Origin of the sequence: Sphaerisporangium aureirubrum (assembly GCF_042658925.1) — a bacterium.
GTDB lineage: Bacteria > Actinomycetota > Actinomycetes > Streptosporangiales > Streptosporangiaceae > Sphaerisporangium > Sphaerisporangium aureirubrum.
The window spans coordinates 1-18,640 of the sequence record NZ_JBHSRF010000120.1 but is presented as its reverse complement, the minus strand read 5'-3'; the positions used below and the strand labels follow the sequence as shown (position 1 = coordinate 18,640).

The 18,640-nt window shown below is 71.8% G+C and carries 16 protein-coding genes; 5 read left to right on the top strand and 11 right to left on the bottom strand.

Features of this window, described 5'->3' with window-relative positions; all coding sequences use genetic code 11:
- The 3 genes from ACFP1K_RS38950 to ACFP1K_RS38940 all read right to left on the bottom strand — a co-directional run.
- The coding region (locus ACFP1K_RS38950) for an AAA family ATPase (RefSeq protein WP_380763215.1) at positions 1 to 1,128 on the bottom strand (1,128 nt) is incomplete at its 3' end.
- A 238-nt stretch (positions 1,129 to 1,366) separates the two neighbouring features.
- Positions 1,367 to 1,561, bottom strand: coding sequence for a helix-turn-helix transcriptional regulator (locus ACFP1K_RS38945; protein WP_380763213.1), 195 nt, complete (start codon positions 1,559 to 1,561; stop codon positions 1,367 to 1,369).
- Entirely contained in the window at positions 1,558 to 1,881 is a 324-nt protein-coding gene (locus tag ACFP1K_RS38940; protein WP_380763211.1) for a hypothetical protein, read from the bottom strand. The genes ACFP1K_RS38945 and ACFP1K_RS38940 overlap by 4 nt, the downstream gene beginning before the upstream one ends.
- Before the next feature lie 340 nt (positions 1,882 to 2,221).
- On the opposite strand from ACFP1K_RS38940, the gene ACFP1K_RS38935 reads away from it, so the two are divergent.
- The 3 genes from ACFP1K_RS38935 (at position 2,222) to ACFP1K_RS38925 (ending at position 4,799) form a co-directional block, all read left to right on the top strand.
- A complete protein-coding gene (locus ACFP1K_RS38935; RefSeq protein WP_380763209.1) occupies positions 2,222 to 2,965 on the top strand; it encodes an SRPBCC family protein in 744 nt (247 codons plus the stop codon).
- 134 nt (positions 2,966 to 3,099) lie between these two features.
- Entirely contained in the window at positions 3,100 to 4,041 is a 942-nt protein-coding gene (locus tag ACFP1K_RS38930) for an ATP-binding cassette domain-containing protein (RefSeq protein WP_380763207.1), read from the top strand.
- Positions 4,038 to 4,799 (top strand): ABC transporter permease, encoded by a 762-nt coding sequence (locus ACFP1K_RS38925; protein WP_380763205.1) that lies wholly within the window; start codon positions 4,038 to 4,040, stop codon positions 4,797 to 4,799. The genes ACFP1K_RS38930 and ACFP1K_RS38925 overlap by 4 nt, the downstream gene beginning before the upstream one ends.
- On the opposite strand, the gene ACFP1K_RS38920 is transcribed toward ACFP1K_RS38925, so the two are convergent.
- Both ACFP1K_RS38920 and ACFP1K_RS38915 read right to left on the bottom strand, forming a co-directional pair.
- Complete coding sequence (locus ACFP1K_RS38920) at positions 4,783 to 7,926, bottom strand: BTAD domain-containing putative transcriptional regulator (RefSeq protein ID WP_380763203.1); 3,144 nt, start codon at positions 7,924 to 7,926, stop codon at positions 4,783 to 4,785. The genes ACFP1K_RS38925 and ACFP1K_RS38920 overlap by 17 nt on opposite strands.
- 192 nt (positions 7,927 to 8,118) lie before the next feature.
- Positions 8,119 to 8,388 carry a hypothetical protein gene (locus ACFP1K_RS38915; RefSeq protein WP_380763201.1) on the bottom strand — a complete coding sequence of 90 codons (270 nt, stop codon included), beginning with the start codon at positions 8,386 to 8,388 and terminating at the stop codon, positions 8,119 to 8,121.
- A 538-nt stretch (positions 8,389 to 8,926) separates the two neighbouring features.
- On the opposite strand from ACFP1K_RS38915, the gene ACFP1K_RS38910 reads away from it, so the two are divergent.
- Complete coding sequence (locus ACFP1K_RS38910; protein ID WP_380763199.1) at positions 8,927 to 9,118, top strand: hypothetical protein; 192 nt, start codon at positions 8,927 to 8,929, stop codon at positions 9,116 to 9,118.
- Between the two features lie 399 nt (positions 9,119 to 9,517).
- On the top strand, positions 9,518 to 11,029 hold the full coding sequence (locus ACFP1K_RS38905) for an FAD-dependent monooxygenase (RefSeq protein ID WP_380763197.1): 1,512 nt from the start codon (positions 9,518 to 9,520) through the stop codon (positions 11,027 to 11,029).
- 81 nt (positions 11,030 to 11,110) lie between these two features.
- Here ACFP1K_RS38905 and ACFP1K_RS38900 read toward each other — a convergent pair whose 3' ends face one another.
- The 6 genes from ACFP1K_RS38900 to ACFP1K_RS38875 form a co-directional block, all read right to left on the bottom strand.
- A complete protein-coding gene (locus ACFP1K_RS38900) occupies positions 11,111 to 11,947 on the bottom strand; it encodes an ABC transporter permease (RefSeq protein ID WP_380763195.1) in 837 nt (278 codons plus the stop codon).
- Positions 11,944 to 13,029, bottom strand: a complete 1,086-nt coding sequence (locus ACFP1K_RS38895; RefSeq protein ID WP_380763193.1) for an ATP-binding cassette domain-containing protein — start codon at positions 13,027 to 13,029, stop codon at positions 11,944 to 11,946. Before ACFP1K_RS38895 ends, ACFP1K_RS38900 begins: the two co-directional genes overlap by 4 nt.
- A 152-nt stretch (positions 13,030 to 13,181) precedes the next feature.
- Positions 13,182 to 13,973: a nucleotidyltransferase domain-containing protein gene (locus tag ACFP1K_RS38890; protein WP_380763191.1), complete on the bottom strand. Its 792-nt coding sequence runs from the start codon at positions 13,971 to 13,973 to the stop codon at positions 13,182 to 13,184.
- 76 nt (positions 13,974 to 14,049) lie between these two features.
- A complete protein-coding gene (locus ACFP1K_RS38885) occupies positions 14,050 to 15,273 on the bottom strand; it encodes a heparan-alpha-glucosaminide N-acetyltransferase domain-containing protein (RefSeq protein WP_380763189.1) in 1,224 nt (407 codons plus the stop codon).
- 210 nt (positions 15,274 to 15,483) lie between these two features.
- Positions 15,484 to 16,713, bottom strand: coding sequence for a DUF418 domain-containing protein (locus tag ACFP1K_RS38880; protein WP_380763187.1), 1,230 nt, complete (start codon positions 16,711 to 16,713; stop codon positions 15,484 to 15,486).
- A gap of 211 nt (positions 16,714 to 16,924) precedes the next feature.
- On the bottom strand, positions 16,925 to 18,136 hold the full coding sequence (locus ACFP1K_RS38875; protein WP_380763185.1) for a DUF418 domain-containing protein: 1,212 nt from the start codon (positions 18,134 to 18,136) through the stop codon (positions 16,925 to 16,927).
- Positions 18,137 to 18,640: the final 504 nt, after the last annotated feature.

Below are 18,640 nucleotides of genomic sequence, written 5' to 3'. Positions count from 1 at the left end.
CTGCGCGGCGGCGGCCAGGTCGTCGCCGAGCTCCTCGGGCGGGCCGTCCAGGGCGGCGGCCCGGTGCCAGGCGCGGCGCAGGCGGTCCTGGCCGGGCAGGCCGGCCAGCAGGCGGTGGGCGGCGCGGCGGTGGGCCGGGGCCGCGCCGGAGTAGACGACCGCGCGCATGCCCGGCTCGGCGAACGCGTACCCCTGGCCGGTGGCGCGCAGCAGGCCCGCGCGCTCGGCCTCCTCCAGCACGGTGGCGTAGCGCGGCCCGGCGGCCCGCAGCAGGGTGGCCGCGTCCATGCCGGGGGCGGCGGCGGCGAGCAGCAGCAGGTGCCGGGTGCGCCCGGGCAGGCGGGCCAGGCGTCCGTCGTGGGCCCGCCACAGGCGTCCGCCGCGGGGCAGCGTGTCCGGCGGGGCGGCGGTCCCGGCCAGCTGCGCCGGGGTGAGGGCGCCCGTCAGCTCGCGCAGGGCGAGGGGGTTGCCTCCGGCGATCCGGTCCAGCGCGGCGTGCAGATCCTCGGTGAGCACGCCGGCCGTCAGGTCGGCGGCCAGGTCCCTGGCGTCCGCCGGGCACAGCGGGTGGAGCGTGCGGGCCGGGACGCCGCCGAGCGCGGGGTGCTCCTCGCGGGAGGCGAGCAGCAGGGCGATCGGCTCCCCCGCCAGGCGGCGGGCGGCGAAGCACAGGGCCGCGAGGCTTGCGGGGTCCAGGTGGTGGGCGTCGTCGACGCAGGCCAGCACCGGGCCGGCGGCCGCCGCCGCCGACAGCAGGTCCAGCACGGCGGCGGGCAGCGCCAGGCCCGGCGCTGCGACGCCCAGCTCCAGGGCCCGGCCGAGCACCCTAGCCCTGGCCGGCGGCAGCGCCGCCCGTTCCCGGCCGAGGGGTCGCAGCAGGCCGTGCAGGCCCGCGTACGGGATGCCGCTCTCCGGCTCGACCCCGGCGGCCCGCAGCACGGTGAGATCGCCCGCCTCGGCGACGGCCAGGTCCAGCAGAGCGGTCTTCCCGATCCCGGCCCCGCCGAGCAGCGTCAACGCGCCGCCGGTCCCCGCGCGGGCGCCGTCCAGCAGCCGCCGGACGGCCTGCTGTTCCTCGTCCCGGCCGCGCAGCACCGGCGGGTGGGAGATGCGGGGTGCGGAGGACACGCTTCTCAGTGTTACGCCCATATGTCGTGTTATGAAGCAACATCTCTGGATGTACACGGTTTGGGGGAGTAAACCGGTGGTTTCACCGATGCGCCCCGCCGGACAGGCCCTCCGCTCCCGAACGTGTCCCCGGCCGCCGGGTAGCCGGGTGAGTGATCACGATCTGCGGGTTCGTGAGCGTCCCGGACGGGCCGCCGCCTCGGCCTCGTGGCCCGACCGCCTCCGGCCCCTGGGCGCTTCATTGCTCGTCGATAAAGACCTCTTCGATCGTCAGGTCGAAGAGTTTGGCGAGGCGGAAGGCGACGGGAAGGCTCGGGTCGAACTTCCCCGTCTCGATCGCGTTGATCGTCTGCCTGGACACGCCGGCACGCTGAGCCAGGTCGGCCTGCGTCCAGGTGCGTTCGGCCCGAAGGTCCTTGATGCGGTTCCTCATCGGTATCTGATCTTGCCGACGATGACGGCGGCCAGGTAGACGGCTCCCAGGAACACGGCGAAGACCGCGATGCCGACGTCGTAGGCGACGAGGCCGGCGGTGTCCGCGACGACGTAGCCGAATCCGGCGACCCACCCCACTCCGAGGGTGACCGTCAGCGCATCCTGCATGATCTTCCGCTGTAAGTCATCTTGTGCTCGGAGAAAGCGTGCGAAGGCGACGATCCATCCGATGCCGACGACGAGATTGACGGCGACCGCGGCCCAGCTCGCCACCGGTTGCCGCGAATCCCACAGGAGTCCGGGGCCGAACTTGGCCAAGGCAAGGGTCGCCGCCCAGGCGGATGTCCAGAGTGCGAGTCGAACGGTCGTCCTGAGCGAGTCCCGATAGGCCCCGGTCTCGTTGTGTGCTTGCACGAGGTGCCCTTCCTGCGGCGAGAAGTCAAGTACACTTGACACGGTAGAAGGCACCCCCCGCGAAGTCAAGCACACTTGACATGGGGGACGGCGCGCCGTCCCGCGGCGGACGCCTGTGGCGGGCTCCCTACGGCCGGCTCGCCCGCCCGTACGGACGGAGGCGATACGTTGGCACGACGACACCTGCTCCCCGCCGGGCGACGCGCGGCCCCGGCGGCGCGGGCCGCGACGGATGGAGGGCGACGTGGGTCACGAGTTCCACCTGGCCAAGCAGATCGAGGTGGAGGCGACTCCCGATGAGGTGTGGGAGGCCATCGCCACCGGGCCGGGGATCGACGCGTGGTTCATGGGCCGCACCGAGCTGGAGGGCAGGGACGGCGGGACCGTGGGGCTCACCCTGGGCGGGCGCACCATGACCTCGCGGGTGACCGCGTGGGAGCCCGGCCGGCGTTTCGCGCACCAGGGCCGCCAGGGCGACTTCTTCACCGCCATCGAATACCTCGTCGAGGCCCGCGACGGCGGCTCCTCCACGCTGCGGCTGGTGCAGAGCGGCGTGCTCGGCGACGACTGGGAGACCGAGTACGAGGCCATGCGTGCGGGCTGGGACATGTACCTCCACACCCTGGCCCAGTACCTGACCCACTTCCGCGGCCGGCCCGCGACGGTGGTCTCGGCCTTCCGTCCCGGCGTCCCCGCCCGGGAACACGTCTGGCCCGCGATCCTCGCCGAACTCGGCGTGGAAGGACCCGTGACCGAGGGCACCCCGGTACGCGTCGCCGTCGGCGACACCCCCGTGGACGGGATCGTCGACTACGCGGCCCTGCCCGAGATCCTCGGCCTGCGCACCGCCGGCGGACTGTTCCGCTTCATCCACTCCGGCCCCGCCCGCGGCAGCGTCATGGTGATCGGCCACCACCTGTTCGACGCCGCCGACCCGGACAAGTCCGAGCTCGCCTGGCGCACCTGGCTGGACCGCGTGGTGGCCTGACCTCCGCCGGGGCCCCTTCGTCCTGAGCCCGCCCGGTGCGTGATCGAGTGCCGGGGTGCCCGAGATCGCCGTGTCAGCGGTCGCGTCAGCACGGCGACGGCCCGGTATCAGGGCGGGCGGCGATCGTGGACGCCATGAAGAACGGTTCAGCGATCGTGGCCTCGGGGCTGCGAAAGGCATACAAAGACAAGGCCGTGCTCGACGGCATCGACCTGGACGTCAAGACCGGCACCGTCTTCGCCCTGCTCGGGCCCAACGGCGCCGGCAAGACCACGACGGTGAACGTGCTGACCACGCTGCTCACCCCCGACGCCGGAAAAGTGGTCGTCGCCGGGCACGACGTGACCACCGACACCAAGGCGGTACGCGAAGCGATCGGGGTCACCGGGCAGTTCGCGTCGGTGGACGACCTGCTCACCGGCGAGGAGAACCTGCTGCTGATGGCAGATCTGCTGCACCTGCCCAAGGGCCGGCAGATCGCGGACCGATTGCTCGACCGGTTCGATCTGGTCGAAGCGGCGGGCAAACGGGCGGCGTCCTACTCCGGCGGCATGCGCCGCAAGCTGGACCTCGCCATGACGCTGGTCGGCGAGCCGCAGATCCTTTTCCTGGACGAGCCCACGACGGGACTCGACCCGCGCAGCCGCCGCATCATGTGGGAGATCATCCGGGAACTGGTCGCCGACGGCACGACCATCTTCCTCACCACCCAGTACCTCGAAGAGGCCGACGAACTCGCCGACCGTATCGCCGTGCTCGACCAGGGCCGGCTGGTCGCCGAGGGCACCGCCGACGAGCTCAAGCGCCGGGTCCCCGGCAGCCACGTCCGGCTGCGGTTCACCGATCGGCACGACTTCGACGTCGCGGCACAGGTCCTGCACGAGGCCTCCAGGGACGACGACGAGCTGACCCTGCGTGTCCCCGGCGACGGCGGGGTGCGGTCGTTGCGCGCCCTGCTCGATCGGCTCGACCAGCACTCGATCGAGGTCGGGGAACTGTCGGTGCACACACCGGACCTGGATGACGTCTTCCTCGCCCTCACCGGCCACGGGAACAAGGAGATCAACGCACGATGAACGCCATCTCGGCTTCCCTGACGGATTCCGCCACCATGTTCCGGCGCAACTTCCGGCACACGACGAGGAATCCCCTGACCCTGTTCAACGCCATCTTCATGCCGATCATCCTGATGTTCCTGATGGTCTATGTGCTCGGCGACGCGTTCAGCGTCGGCGTCAACTACGCCGACTACGCGACACCGGGATTGATCCTGACGACCATCTGCTACGGCATCAGCCCCACCGCGATCGCGGTGAACTCCGACATGACGACCGGATTCATCAACCGGCTTCGCGTCATGCGTGTGTCCCGGGCCGCGGTGCTGAACGCCCACGTGATCACGACCATGATCCGGAGCCTGGTGGCCATCGTGTTCGTCGTCGGGGTCGCGTTGCTGATGGGATTCCGGCCGTCGGCGAGTTTCCCGCAGTGGCTCGGCGTGATCGGCCTCGTCATGTTCGCGGTACTGGCGATCAGCTGGCTGACCGTCGCGGTCGGTCTGGCGGCGAAAACGCCGGAGAGCGCGGGCCTCGTCGGTGTCCCGCTGATGCTCCTGCCCTTCTTGAGCAGCGCGTTCGTGCCGGCCGAGAAGATGGGGCCGGGCGCGCGGCAGTTCGCCGAGTACCAGCCGTTCACCTCGATCATCGAAACCCTGCGCGGGCTGCTGACCGGCGCGCCGTCGGCGAGCTCGGCCATCACGGCGATCGCCTGGTGCACCGGGATCGCGTTGATCGGCTACCTGTGGGCGCGCGCGAAGTTCACCCAGCGAGCGTGATCTCGGCCAGCTCACGCCAGTCCCCCCGCTGACCGGCACGAACCGCCTCGGTGAACACGGTCTCACCGAGGCGGTTGCGCGCGTGCGCGGCGATCCTGGCGGCGTCCGGCTGCGAACGGTCCGGCGTGCCGCGCACGCCGTCGCTCGCCGCGAGCAGTCGCACGGCCTGCTCGTACTGTCCCCGGCGCAGCGCGAGATCCGCGATCCCGACCAGCACCTCGGCGATCAGCGGTGGATACGTCGTCTCCACGGCCGTGCGGAACGCCTCGCTCCGGTGCGCGCGGGCCTGTTCGAGGTCTTCGGTGAGGTAGCCGTACAGGTCCATGGTCCTGGCGTGGACCATGGGGCTCAGCTCCGCGTCGGCCTGCATCGTCCGCACCGCGGCCAGGTGCCGGCGCGTCCTGTCCGGCTCGCCGCGCCAGTGCGCCAGCTGCGCCTTCGAAAGCTCCAGCTCGGCAAGCGTGTCAGGCCAGGCGATCCCGCCCGCGTACCGCTGCGCCTCGGCCATTGCGGACGTGCTGGACGGCTCGTCGCCGAGCAGCCAGTACAGCTGGGCCTGCCGCCCCCGCAGAGTGACCACGTCCTCGGTGGCGCCCACCTCGGTGAGCGCCGCGGCCGCCTCCTCGGAGTGCTCGCACGCGCGCGCGATCTCGCCGCGCATGGCGAGCCGATCGGCCAGGAAGGCCAGCGCCATCGAGATCCCCCACCGGTCGCCCAGCGTGCGGAACTCGGCAAGGGCGATCTCCAGGTCGACGTCCACGTCGGTCTCGTCGCCGCCGAGCGTGAGCCGCAACCGGCTACGAGCGAGCCTGGCCTGCGCGCGCACCCATGGATCCTCGTCGGCGATGAGCGGCTCGAACGCGGGCAGGAACTCCGTCGGCTCCCGCAGCATCCGCTCCAGCGGCGCGATGAATCCGAGCATCGGGTGGCGATGCCCGCTGCGCTGGGTGAACCGGTGCGCCTCGTGGATCCACTCCTGCGCCTGATACTGATCGCGACCGGGCCCGGAGGTCATGAACACCGTCACGATGGCGTACGCCATCGCCCGCGCCTTGTCGGACACCTCACCGTGCATCGAGGCCGCCGCGACGCTCAACTCGGTGCCCTCGGCCCTGTGCCCGCTGAGGTACCAGTACCAGCCGGCGGCCCCGACCAGCCGCATCGCCTCCTCGGCCCATCCCTCGGCGATCGCCCCGCGCAGGGCCGTACCGATGTTGTCGTGCTCAGCGTCCAGCGTGGCCAGCCATTCCAGCTGCTCGGCCCGGCGCAGGTGCGGCTCGGCCGTCTCGGCCAGCTCGGTGAAGTAGGCGAGGTGCGCCCGGCGCGCCTGCTCGGTCTCCCCGGCTTCGGCGAGCCGCTGCGCCGCGTATTCCTTGATGGTGCCGAGCATCCGGTAGCGCGGCGTGTCCTCGCCGTCGGCGAGCAGCAGCGACTTCTCGATCAACGCGGTCAGCACGTCGAGCACCTGTCCCCCGCCGGACGCCTCGTCCCCGCACACCCGTTCGGCCGCTTCCAGGCCGGCTCCGCCGGAGAACACCGAGAGCCGCCGCAGCACACCGCGTTCGGCCTCGGTCAGCATGTCCCAGCTCCAGTCCACGACCGCGCGCAGCGTCCTGTGCCGGGCGAGCGCCGTGCGGCTGCCGCCGGTCAGCAGACGGAACCGGTCGTCGAGCCGGCGTGCCACCTGGTCGATGGACATGGTCCGCAGCCGTGCCGCGGCCAGCTCGATCGCCAGCGGCATCCCGTCGAGCGCCCGGCAGATCCCCGCCATGGCCGACAAGGTGTGCGCGTCGGAGCGGATGTCCTGGCGCACCAGGGCCGCGCGGTCCCGCAGCAGCCGCACCGCGGGCGAGGACCCGGCCTCGGCGGGGTCCGCCCCCTTCGCGGGCAGCGCGAGCGGCTCGACCTGCCACAGGACCTCACCGGTGATACCGAGGGGTTCCCTGCTCGTGGCAAGGATCCGCAGCCTCCGGCACTCCCCCAGGAGCCGATCCGCGAAGGCCGCGGCCGCCTCGATCACGTGCTCGCAGTTGTCCAGGACCAGCAGGATCGCGCGCTCCCGGACCGCGGCGATGAGCCGATCCATCGGTTCCCCGCCCCGCGCACCACCGAGCACGGCCTGGTCACGCAGGCCGATCGCGGTGAGAGCGGCCTGCGCCAGCTCACCACTCGCCCCCACCGAGGCCAATTCGACCAGCCACGCCCCGTCCGGCAGCTCGCCGAGCATGGTCCGCGCGGTCTCGGTGGCCAGCCTCGTCTTGCCGGAGCCACCCGCCCCCGTCAGGGTGACCAGCCGGTGCTTGACGACCAGACCGGCGACCGCGGTGATGTCGTCGTCCTTGCCGACGAAACTCGTCAACTCGGCCCGCAGGTTCGTCCTGCGGTTCTCCGCCCGCTCGCCGAGCTCGCCCCGCAGCAACGCGGTGTGCAGCGCGGACAGCGCGGCCGACGGATCGGCGCCGAGCTCCTCGGCGAGCCGCTCGCGCGTCCGCTGGTACACGGTCAGCGCCTCGGTCCCGCGCCCCGCCTCGGCGAGCGCCCGCATCAACGCCGCCACGAACCCCTCCCGCAGCGGATACGTCGCGACCAGCTCGGTCAGCTCGGAGACCAGCTCCGAGCCACGTCCGAGGCGAATATCGGCGTCCACTCGATCCCCGAGCGTGGCGACGTAGAGCTCGTCCAGGCGCGCGACCGCGGCGTCGAACAGGTCGCTGCCGCGCAGCGCGATGTCCGCCATTGCCGTGCCGCGCCACAACGCCAGGGCCGAGCGCAGCAGATCCGCCCGCGCCGCGGGCTCGGCGGCACGGGCCTGTCCGACGAGCCGCTCGAACCGGTACACGTCCACGGCGTCGGGAGCCACGGCCAGCCGGTATCCGCCGGAATCCGCCTCGATCACACCGTCAGGCAGCACCCTGCGCAGCCTGGACACCAACGCCTGCAGGGCATTCACCTCGTCCGAGGGCGGCTGCTGCCCCCAGATCCAGTCCACCAGCCTGGCACGTGTGACGATCCGGCCGGGTTCGAGGGCGAGTGCGGCCAGCAGCGCGCGCAGTCGAATCCCCGGGACCTCCACCACGGCCCCATCGCGGTTCCGGACCTCGAACGGTCCGAGCAATTCGACTCTCACGTCAGTGATTCTGCCGAACCGTGGCGACGACCGGCTCACCGCCACTGTGCGCGCACCTCCGGCCTGCATCGACCCGCTATCATCGCAGGTCCGGCGAATGCGGTGGATTCCCGGCGGATGCCACGGCGCCCCCGTCCAGAGCGACCGGACGAGTCCCTCAGCTCAGGACACCTTTCTTACCGGCGTACCCCTTCAGGCGTCCTGGCCGGAGGAGAGGGAACGGCAGCTGCCCAGGCGCCAGTGGTTCAGCGCGGGGTCGGCGAGGGCCGTGGTCAGGGCGGCCTGGACCTCGGCGTGCGTGGTGTCGTCGGTGGTGTCCAGGCGCAGGGTGATGGTGCCGTTGGCCGTGGTCAGGCCGGTGCGCCAGTGCGAGGGGAGCAGGGCGAGCACGCGGATGCCGTCCACCGGGGACGCGGTGGGCGTTCCCGGCGTCGCGCCGTGCAGGATCGCCTCCACCAGCATCGTCGCACCGTTCCTTCGCTCGGGGACCCGGACGGTGCCCGCCGCGGTGCCGCGCCGGGCCGCCGTCCGCGATGCTATCGAAACGCGGCCACCCGCCGTGCCCCCTCGCGCCACACCGCCGCACCCGCTCGTGCCGCGCCGCCGCACCTGAGCGCGCGGCACCGCGTACCCGCTGCCCGCCGCACCTCGTGCCCGTTCGGGCCGCGCCTCGTGCCCGCCCGAACCATGCCTCGACCTGCTTGTTTCCGCGCCCGGCCCGCTCCGGCCGGCCCGGTGGCGCACCCGTCGTACCCGGCCGGCGGCGGCCTCTCCCCGGGCCTTGGGAGCCACGCCCGGCCGGCCGGGACCGGCGCGCTGTGGTGCCGCCGTCTGTCGGCGGGCCGCTGGGGGCCCATTAACACTATCGTCGTACCCCCTACGAGCCTTAGCGCGCGAGAAGCGCGCCGATAACAAGCGGATAGCGCCCCCGAATACCTTCGATATTGCGAACAGGGAAACGCACCAACCTAGACACCGCACACGAGGGGTGGGCTCGAAAATGATGGACACCGCCAAGGCTTTCGCCGTCCGGATCACCGTCGTCCTGATCATCGCCGCCGGAGGAATGGCGCTCAACGCCGCCGCGTCGGCCGACACGACACCGACCAAGAGCACTCAGCAATCCGCGAGTACACCGGTCTTCCTTCCTGGTCAGCCCGCGAAACTCCATGGCAACACCCCCTGGGGGTGATCCCCCGGGCGAGTCCCCCCGACTCACATGCGGCCGGAGCCGAAGCTCTCCGGCCGCATGCCGCGTTCCCCGTTGGCACCGTTCAGCCAATTGATCCGCGCAGGCCCGGCTGATCGCATTCAGCCGCACCGGCCGACTTACTCCCCAGCGATTTGCACCGGCCCCTTGAGCGCGATATTCGCCCTCCGGCCAGTGTGACCCCACATTCCCCGCGTAGCGCGAAATCGCGGAAAACAGGGGTTTCCGCGGGAAGGACGCCAGGCGTCCGGCGGCGCGCGCCACACCGCACAAGCCCCCGGCAGGCCCGTGACAGCGGCAGGGCAGAGGGATGGCAGCGGCCCGGTCCAGCATCACGGGGGACGGCACGAACGCCGTCCCCCGTGAACAGGAGTGACCACCATGGAGCGCATCCCGGTCCTTATCGCCGGCGCGGGCCCGACCGGCCTGACCCTCGCCATCGAGCTGGCCCGCCGCGGCATCCCTTTCCTGCTGGCGGACCGCCGGGCCGGCGATCCGATCGGCTCGCGTGGCAAGGGCCTGCAGCCGCGCACCCTTGAGGTCTTCGACGACCTCGGCGTGCTGGACGCGGTGCTGGACACCGGGGCGCCGTACCCGCCGATGCGCGCCTACGCGGGCGGCGCGGTGGTGTGGGAGGGCCGCATGCACGAGCCCGCCGACCCCACGCCGGACGTGCCGCACCCCTCGCTGCTCATGCTGCCGCAGTGGCGCACCGAGCAGGTGCTGCGCGACCGGCTGCGCGAGCTCGGCGGCCGGATCGAGGCGGGCACCGAGCTGACGGCGTTCGAGCAGGACGCCGGCGGGGTGACCGTCACCCTGCGCGGGCCGGACGGCGCGGCCCGCCGGACAAGGGCCGAGTACCTGGTGGGCGCGGACGGCGGGCACAGCCTGGTGCGGACCACGCTCGGCGTGCCGTTCGCGGGCGACACCTTCGAGTCCGAGCGGCTCCTCATCGGCGACGTCACCACCGGCGACGTGGACCGCGTCCACTGGCACATCTGGTCCGAGCCCGCGACCCAGAGGCTGGGCGCCGGGCTGTGCCCGCTGCCGGGCACCGACGCCTACCAGTTCACCGCGCAGCCGCCCGAGGACGAGACACCCGAGATGTCGCTGGCCTATTTCCAGCGGCTGCTCGACGACGCGCGGGGCGGCCCGGGGGTGACGCTGACCTCGCTGACGTGGAGCTCGCTGTACCGGGTCAACATCCGGATGGCCGAGCGGTTCCGGGTGGGCCGGGTGTTCCTGGCCGGGGACGCGGCGCACGTGCACTCCCCGGCGGGCGGCCAGGGCCTCAACACCGGGGTGCAGGACGCCTACAACCTGGGCTGGAAGCTGGCCGGGGTGCTCGCGGGCGCCCCGGAGGCGTTGCTGGACACCTATGAGGAGGAGCGGCTGCCGGTGGCCGCGGGAGTGCTCGGGCTGAGCACCGCCCTGCTCGACAAGGGCCGCAGGGGCGACGCCGACGCGCACGAGCGCGGGGAGGAGACCACGCAGCTGCTGCTCAGCTATCGCGGCGGTTCCCTGGCGGACATCGGCGCCCGGGCCGGCGACCGCGCGCCCGACGCCCCCTGCCGCACCGCCGACGGCCGCCCGGGCCGGCTGTTCGACGTGCTGCGCGGCCCGCACGTCACCGTCCTCGTCCTGGACGGCGACGGCGGCGCCACGGCCTTTCTGCCGGCCGGCGACCCCCTGGTGCGGGTCCGCACGGTCGGCGCGGCGGGTGACCTGGTGGACGACGGCGGCCACATCCGCGCCGCCTACGGCGACAAGGGCGTGGTGGTGATCCGCCCCGACGGCTACATCGGCGCCGTCACCGGCGACCCCGCCGAGGCGGCCGGCTACCTGGCCCGCCTCGGTCACCCCCGGCGGGCCCTCACCGCACAAGCGCGCTGACCGCCCCTGACCGTGCGGGCCGCCGCCGTCCGGCCCGGTCACCGAACCGGGGCCGGTGACCGGGCGGGGCCGCCGTCGTGGTCAGCGGCTGAGGTCGCGGTAGCGGCGGACCGACAGGGGGAAGAAGATCACCAGCAGTACGGCGGGCCACAGGAGCGCGAGGGCCATGGCGTGCTGGGCAGCGAAGGAGTCCCCGCCCCAGCCGGGGTTGCCGAACAGTTCGCGGGTCGCCGAGACGGTCGCCGACATGGGGTTCCAATCGGCGATCGCGGCGAGCCAGCCGGGCATGGTGGCGGTGGAGGCGAAGGTGTTGGACAGGAAGCCGAGCGGCCACACCAGGATCTGCACGGCCATCACCGCCTCCGGGCTCTTGGTCACCAAGCCCATGTAGACGCCCGTCCACAGCAGGGCGAAGCGCAGCAGCAACAGCAGGCCCACCGCGGCCAGCGCCGCGGCGGGGCCGTTGTGCCAGCGCCACCCGACCGCCAGCCCGCAGGCGATCATGGCGGCCAGGCCGAGCACGGAGTTGAGCATGTCGGCGGCGGCGCGGCCGGTGACCACCGCCGAGCGGGCCATCGGCAGTGAGCGGAACCGGTCGGTCACGCCCTTGCCGATGTCGCCGGCGACCGCGGTGAAGGTGCTCTCGATGCCGAACACCATGGTCATGGCGAACATGCCGGGCATCAGGAACTCCCGGTAGTCCCCGCCGCCGGGCACGACCATCCCGCCGCCGAACACGTAGCCGAAGATCAGCACGACCATCACCGGGAACAGCAGCGCCACGATGATCTGGCCGGGCTGCCGCACCCAGTGGGTCAGGTCCCGCAGCGTGATCGTCCACCCGTCGGCCAGCGCCCACCCCAGCCGCCCGAGCGCTCCGCGCGGCTGCGGCGGAACCGCCGGTGCGTCGATCGTCATATCCTCGCCTCCCCACCGCGACCGGCCCGCCCGGCCGCCGTCGCGCCATCCGTAGTGGTACCTGTCGTCGCGCCATCCGTCGTGGTGCCCGTCGCGGCGCTCCCCGGTACGGCATCCGCGCCGGTGGCGGGCCGGGGGTCGCGGTGGCCGGTGAGGTGGAGGAACACGTCGTCGAGGGTGGGGCGGCGGAGCAGGATGTCCTCGGCCTCGACGCCGGTCTCGTCCAGGGCGCGGACCAGGTCGGTCAGCGCCGCGACGCGGTCGCGCACCGGGACGCTGACCCGCCGGGCGGCGGTGTCGACGTCCGGTTCGGTGCCGGTGGCCCGGGCGGCGAGCGCGGCCACGGCGGGCAGGTCGGCGGCCTGGCGGGGCACGATGTCGATGCGGTCGCCGCCGATCGCCGCCTTCAGCTCGCCGGGGGTGCCATCGGCGACGACGCGGCCGGAGTCGACGACGCACACGTGCCCGGCCAGCCGGTCCGCCTCCTCCAGGTACTGCGTGGTGAGCAGCACCGTGGTCCCCGAGGCGGCCAGCGCGGCGACCGCCTCCCAGACCTCCTCGCGCCCGCGCGGGTCCAGCCCGGTGGTGGGCTCGTCCAGGAACAGCACCGCGGGCGACAGGATGAGCCCCACCGCCAGGTCCAGCCGGCGCCGCATGCCGCCGGAGTACTGCTTGACCGGCTTGCTCCCGGTGTCCGCCAGTCCGAACCGCTCCAGCAGTTCCCCGGCGCGGCGCCGTGCCGCCGCCACGCCGAGGTGGTGCAGCCGCCCGAACATGACGAGGTTCTGCCGCCCGCTGAGCACCTCGTCCAGCGCGGCGTGCTGCCCGATCAGCCCGATGCGGTACCGCGCCTGACCGGCCTGCCGCACGACGTCGAACCCGGCGACCGCCGCCCGCCCCGCGTCCGGCCGCACCAGCGTGGTCAGGATCCGCACCGCGGTGGTCTTGCCCGCGCCGTTCGGCCCGAGCAGCCCGTACACCGTCCCGGCAGGGACCGCCAGGTCGAACCCGGCCAGCGCGTGCGTGTCCCCGTACCGCTTGCGCAGCCCCTCGGCGATGATCGCGTGTCCCGTGGAGCCCACGGCACCCTCCTCGCTCCCGATTTCCGTACGCCGTACCGTACAGCATACGGAGAACGTGGCGCGCGCGGATTTTCATTCCTCAGAGAGCGCGGGACCCATGGAGCGAGCAGGCGACCGGCGTGCGGACCCGGGCACCGCCACGCTTCAAGATCTCAACGGTGGGCTTCCGGAGTGTCCCGGGCGGGCGGGGAGTGCCGGGCCACGACCGCGTCGATCGCGGGCACCAGGAAGGCGATGGTCAGCTGCGCCCTGGTGGCGGGCCACTCGGGGGCTGGCGGGGCCGGGGAGTTGTAGCGCCGCCGTTCGATGTCGTCGACGACCGGCGCCGGGGCCCGCATCTCGCGCAGCTCGGCGAGGGCCTGGCGTTTGGTGACGAGTGTGCCGTCCCGTAGCGTCACCGTGGCCCTGGCCAGGGTGAGCATGCCGAGGTCCACCCAGATGTCCTCAAGCCACCACTCGGGGTGGTCCAGGGCGGGACGCCAGAACTCCCGCAGGTCCCGCACGACGAACGCGGCCAGTTCCGCGTCGCCTATCGGTGGCAGGACCGAGGCGGGCGGCTCGCCGCGCAGCACCCGCCCGAAGGCGTGCAGCTCCCGGCGGGTCACCGGCGTGATCGGCCGGTACTTGGTCTCCTGATGAGCCCAGGTGAAGTGGTCCCGCGCCGGGTCGTCCAGCTCGCCGGAGGCGGCGTAGGAGCAGTGCAGCTTGGCGGCGAGAGGAAAGGCCGCGTCCAGCTCTTGATGGACCTCCGCCAGCAGCCGTTCCTGCCCGGGGGTGGGAGGCAGCCGCAGGACGGCGATCAGGTCGAGGTCGCTGCGGCCCTCCTGGTAGTCGCCTCCGGCGAGCGACCCGTGCACCCATACCGACACCAGCGGTACGAGCGGCGCGATTGCAGTGACGAAGCGGCCGAGCAGGGCGGCGGTGGCGGGGGCGTGATCGTTCATAGGGCCAGTCTTCGTCACGCACGGCTCCCCCGGTGCCCGCACGCGGCACACCGGGGGCGCCCGACGGCGAGCGTGACTACATGGTCTTCGCGGCCCGGGCCGGTTCGGCGGCGGGGCCGGGCGCGACGCGGACCATGACACGGTGGATCACGTGTTCCAGCGGCCCCCGGCGCCAGTGCCTGCGCACCAGCGTGGCGAAGACGATCACGAAGCCGGCGATGCTGAGGAACAGGGTGAAGGAGAACGGAGGCTGCCGGCCGAACGGGAACAGCAGCAGGAAGTGGCCGACGTAGCAGGTGAGCGCGAGGCTGCCGGTGGCGGCCAGCGGCCACAGCAGGCGTTCCCACAGCGGTTTGTCCATCACGATCAGGAAGAAGCCGATCAGCAGGAACCCGATGCCGATCATCATCGGGCCCATCGGGAAGCTGGCGTCGAACATGCCGTAAGCCTTCATCATGAACAGCGAGATCCACGGCATCTCACCGTTGCCCGTCCCGGTGGGCCGGACCGCCGCGAGGGCCTGGCTGCCGCCGAACGGCACGGCCGCGACCCACCACATCAGCAGCGACCCGGCGATGGCCGCGGCGCCCGCCGCCATCAGCCGCAGACGCACCACGTGCTGCCGCAGGTCGAGCCGCCCGAGGCCCATCCCGGCGAGCAGCAGCGCCGAGGCGTACGGGGTGTCGGGGCCGAGCACGTAGTAGGGCCAGTCGGCGGGGTGGAGCAGCAGCACGAAACCTTCGTCGGGGAACGGCAGCTCCCCCACGTAGTTCAGGATCACGAACCGGTACAGCGGCCCGATCACCGCGCAGACCGCGGCGGCGACGAACAGGCCCTTGGCCCGCAGCCGGGTCGCCGGCAGCAGCAGGATGAACCAGATGCAGTAGGACAGCAGGATGGCCTCGCCGAACTCCAGCAGGATCAGCGCCAGCGGCAGCATCGCGGCGGCGCGCACCGCCAGGCGCTTGCGCGCGAGCGTCATCCCCGCCCCTGACGGCGGGCGCGCCCCTCCGGTCATCAACGCCACCGACACACCCGCGCAGAAGACGAACAGGCTCATGGCGCGGTTGGTGATGGCCTCGTCCAGCCACAGCAGCGCGGGGACCGGCTGCTCGGGCGGCAGGATCGCCCGCAGCCACCCGGTGGGCCAGACATGTACGAAGATCATGCTGATGATGGCGAACGCCCGCGCCACGTCCAGGCCGAGAAGCCGGCTGCGCGGGGCGGCCGGGACTTCACGGGCCTCGCCGGGGGCGAGAACGGTGGCGTCAATGGCGTCATGAACCTTGCTAGACACCATCGATCCACCCCTTTGCCTGGCAAATCAGCCGGCCGCCGCGGCCGGGTGACATCACTGGATGGTTCGCGATGAGCACCACGGCGGCGACGGCCGGCCCGTGCGGCAAGTGGGGAATCATTTTCCCATCCCTTCCTTGACTATTTGTCAAGGAAGTTAGTGTCCATCAAATATGACCGATGTAAAAGTCCGCTCGCGTGATGTGTGAGGAATCTAATCGGGGCGCGGTACGCGCTGCGTAAAACGACTCGGCGTCTCGTCCCGTGGCTGGTCACCGGGTACGGCCCACACCATGGCGCGGTGCACGAGCCACTCCAGCGGCCCTCTGCGCCACCTGCGCCGCCACAGCGCGGCGGCCACGATCATGACGACCGTGACGCCGGCGAAGACGGCGAAGCTGTACGGCAGCGGGTTGTTGAACGGGATCAGCAGCAGGAAGTGCCCGACGTAACAGGTGAGCGCGACGCTGCCCATCGCCGCCACCGGCCACAGGACGCGCCCCCACACCGCCTTGTCGGTCACGATCAGGAACACGCCGATCAGCAGCATGCCGAGACCGATCATCGAGGCCCCCATGGGGAGGCTGATGTCGAACATCCGGTACGGCCGCATGATGAACAGCGCGATCCACGGCAGCTCGCCGCTGCCGGGCCGGGACGGGGTGATCGCGGCGAGGGTACGGGCGCCGCCGAGCGGCCCGGCGGCCAGGCCCCACATCAGCAGCGCGCCGGCCACGACCGCGCCGCCCGCCGCGGCCAGCCGCACCCGCACGGCGTGGGCGTGCAGGTCGAGGCGGCCGACGGCCATGCCTGCCAGCAGCAGCGCCGAGGCGTACAGGGTGTCGGGCCCGGCCACGAAGTAGAGCAGGTCTGCCGGGTGCAGCAGCAGGGAGAACCCCTCGTGGGGCATCGACCACTGCCCCACGTAGTTCAGCATGACGAACCGCAGCACCGGGCCGACCGCCGCGCACACCGCCGCGGCGACGAACAGCGGGCGGGCGCGCAGCCGGGTGAGCGGCAGCAACATCACGAACCAGAAGCAGTAGAGCGTCAAGATCACTTCGCCGTACTGCAGGAGTGCCAGGGCCAGGGGGAACATCACGGCCGAGCGCACCGCCAGGCGCCGCCGGGCGATCGACATCCGCCGTCCCGACGGCGGGTTGGCGGCGCCGGTGACCAGGGCCACCGACACCCCCGCGCAGAAGATGAACAGGCTCATCGCCCGCTGGGTGAGGACCACGTTGAGCCAGCCCAGTAAGGGGACGGCGTCGGCGGGCGGCAAGATGGGTTTCCACCAGCCGGTGGGCCACACATGCACGAAGGTCATGCTCAAGATGGCGATGGCCCGGACCACGTCCAGGCCCAGCAGCCGGCCTTGGGGCGCCGCGGCGGTGTCGCCGGACGGCGCGGGCCGTAGGTCGTCCGCGACCCGGCTAGACGCCATCGATCCACCCCTTGGCCTGACCGCCGCGCCCCGCGGAGGCGGTGCGGGGAGGCTCGAGCCACAGGGGTCCTGAAGTTAATTTGAAGGACATCGCCCACCCTTTCCGTAAAGGTTGCCACGCAAAACAGTTGTGTCAGGAAACTAGTCAAGCGCGTGGTAAGCTCGCCGTAAAGGGGTGGGCGATATCCTCCCTAAATACACTTTTGGGGCATTACCTCGCGGTGGGTACGGCCCGCGTCACAGCGAGGTGCATCAGCCATTCCAGCGGCCCGCGCCGCGCCCACCTGCGCCACAACGTGGAGAACACCACGAGGACCAGGCTGACGACGGCGAACACCAGGAAGCTGGACGGGGGTTGCGCGCCGAGCAGCATCAGCAGCGCGAAGTGCCCGACGTAGCAGGTGAGCGCCAGGCTTCCGGTCGCCACCAGCGGCCGCAGCAGCCGCTCCCCCGCGGGCCTGTCGGTGACGAACAGCAGGGCACCGGTCAGCAGGAACCCGGCGCCGATCATCATGGGCGCCATCGGCACGCTGACGTCGAACATGCCGTAGGGCCGCATCATCAGCGGCGTGATCCAGGGCAGGCGGCCGTCGCCGGGCACCGCCGGCATGACCGCCGCCAGGGCCCGCGCGCCGCCGAGCGGCCCGGCGGCCAGCCAGGCCAGCAGCCCCGAGGCCGCCATGACCGCCGCCCCCGCGGCGATGAGCCGGACCCGCACCGCGGCGGAACGCAGGTCCAGGCGGCCCAGCCCCATCCCCGCCAGCAGCAGCGGGATGGCGTACGGGGTGTCGGGCCCGGCCAGGTAGTAGCCCATCCACGCCGGCCAGTCGCCGGGGCTGGTCACGATGGCGTACACGTCACCCGGTTGCGCCCACTCGCCGAGAAGGTTGAGCTGCAGATAGCGGCAGAGCGGGCTGACCAGGGTGAACACCCCCGCGGCGACCATCAGCGCGCGGGCGCGCAACCGGACCAAGGGGAGCAGCATCAGGAACCACAGGCAGAACGACAACAAGATGGCTTCGCCGTACACGAGGCCCAGCAGAGCCAGAGGGAACATCGCCGCCGAGCGCATCGCCAGACGCCTGCGCGCGGTCCCCGCCGCCCGCCCGGACGGCGGCCGAGCCCCGCCGGTCATCAACGCCACCGACACACCCGCGCAGAACACGAACAGGCTCAGCGAGCGATTGGTGATGACCTCGTTCAATAAGACGAGCACACCAACCGGCTCGGCAGGCGGCTCAATCGGCGACAACCATCCCGTAGGCCAGGTGTGCACGAATACCATGCTCAAAATGGCGATGGACCGTACCACATCAAGACCAAGTAAACGACTGGGAATAACCGGTGGTACCCCGGGCGGCCACTCCCCCGAGACCGCCAGACCGGACCCCCCACCGGGGGGCCGCACACGTTCCGACACCATGCTCACGCTCCTTCACCTGCTTGATCACCCATGCAAACGGACAATTCACCGGCACACGGACGCCGGCCGGGGGCATCGCCGAAATGATGCCCCGCGCGGAAAATCGACTGGGTGGACATTCCCGGTTGCGTCCTTTCCCTTGACCAGAAGTCAGAAAGGCATTGCCCCCCGGGTATGAGCCGAGCAAAAGAGATCACCATCGCTTTTCCGCACATGTGAGTAATCATCCGGTTTCACCCCGCAAGCGCAAGGCCCCAGCCCACCGGGAGCCCCGACATGTTCCGCCCGGCCCACGCGCGACCGCGAGGCTCATGGCCGCCGCCTGCCTTGGCGGCTCTTGCCACGGCGGATCGGGGACGTGGTGATCGGGGACGTGGTGATCGGGGACGTGGTGATCGGGGACGTGGTGATCGGGGACGTGGTGATCGGGGACGTGGTGATCGGGGTGGTGGGGGTGGTGATGATCGGGGTGTTGGTGATCGGGGTGGTGATGGGGGTGATGGG

Excerpts from the sequence above, each read along its gene's own strand:
- ACFP1K_RS38945 (WP_380763213.1), bottom strand. The coding sequence starts at position 1,561 with ATGAGGAACCGCATCAAGGACCTTCGGGCCGAACGCACCTGGACGCAG.
- ACFP1K_RS38930 (WP_380763207.1), top strand. The coding sequence starts at position 3,100 with ATGAAGAACGGTTCAGCGATCGTGGCCTCGGGGCTGCGAAAGGCATAC.
- ACFP1K_RS38925 (WP_380763205.1), top strand. The coding sequence starts at position 4,038 with ATGAACGCCATCTCGGCTTCCCTGACGGATTCCGCCACCATGTTCCGG.
- ACFP1K_RS38915 (WP_380763201.1), bottom strand. The coding sequence starts at position 8,388 with ATGCTGGTGGAGGCGATCCTGCACGGCGCGACGCCGGGAACGCCCACC.
- ACFP1K_RS38910 (WP_380763199.1), top strand. The coding sequence starts at position 8,927 with ATGATGGACACCGCCAAGGCTTTCGCCGTCCGGATCACCGTCGTCCTG.
- ACFP1K_RS38905 (WP_380763197.1), top strand. The coding sequence starts at position 9,518 with ATGGAGCGCATCCCGGTCCTTATCGCCGGCGCGGGCCCGACCGGCCTG.
- ACFP1K_RS38900 (WP_380763195.1), bottom strand. The coding sequence starts at position 11,947 with ATGACGATCGACGCACCGGCGGTTCCGCCGCAGCCGCGCGGAGCGCTC.
- ACFP1K_RS38890 (WP_380763191.1), bottom strand. The coding sequence starts at position 13,973 with ATGAACGATCACGCCCCCGCCACCGCCGCCCTGCTCGGCCGCTTCGTC.
- ACFP1K_RS38885 (WP_380763189.1), bottom strand. The coding sequence starts at position 15,273 with ATGGTGTCTAGCAAGGTTCATGACGCCATTGACGCCACCGTTCTCGCC.
- ACFP1K_RS38880 (WP_380763187.1), bottom strand. The coding sequence starts at position 16,713 with ATGGCGTCTAGCCGGGTCGCGGACGACCTACGGCCCGCGCCGTCCGGC.
- ACFP1K_RS38875 (WP_380763185.1), bottom strand. The coding sequence starts at position 18,136 with ATGGTGTCGGAACGTGTGCGGCCCCCCGGTGGGGGGTCCGGTCTGGCG.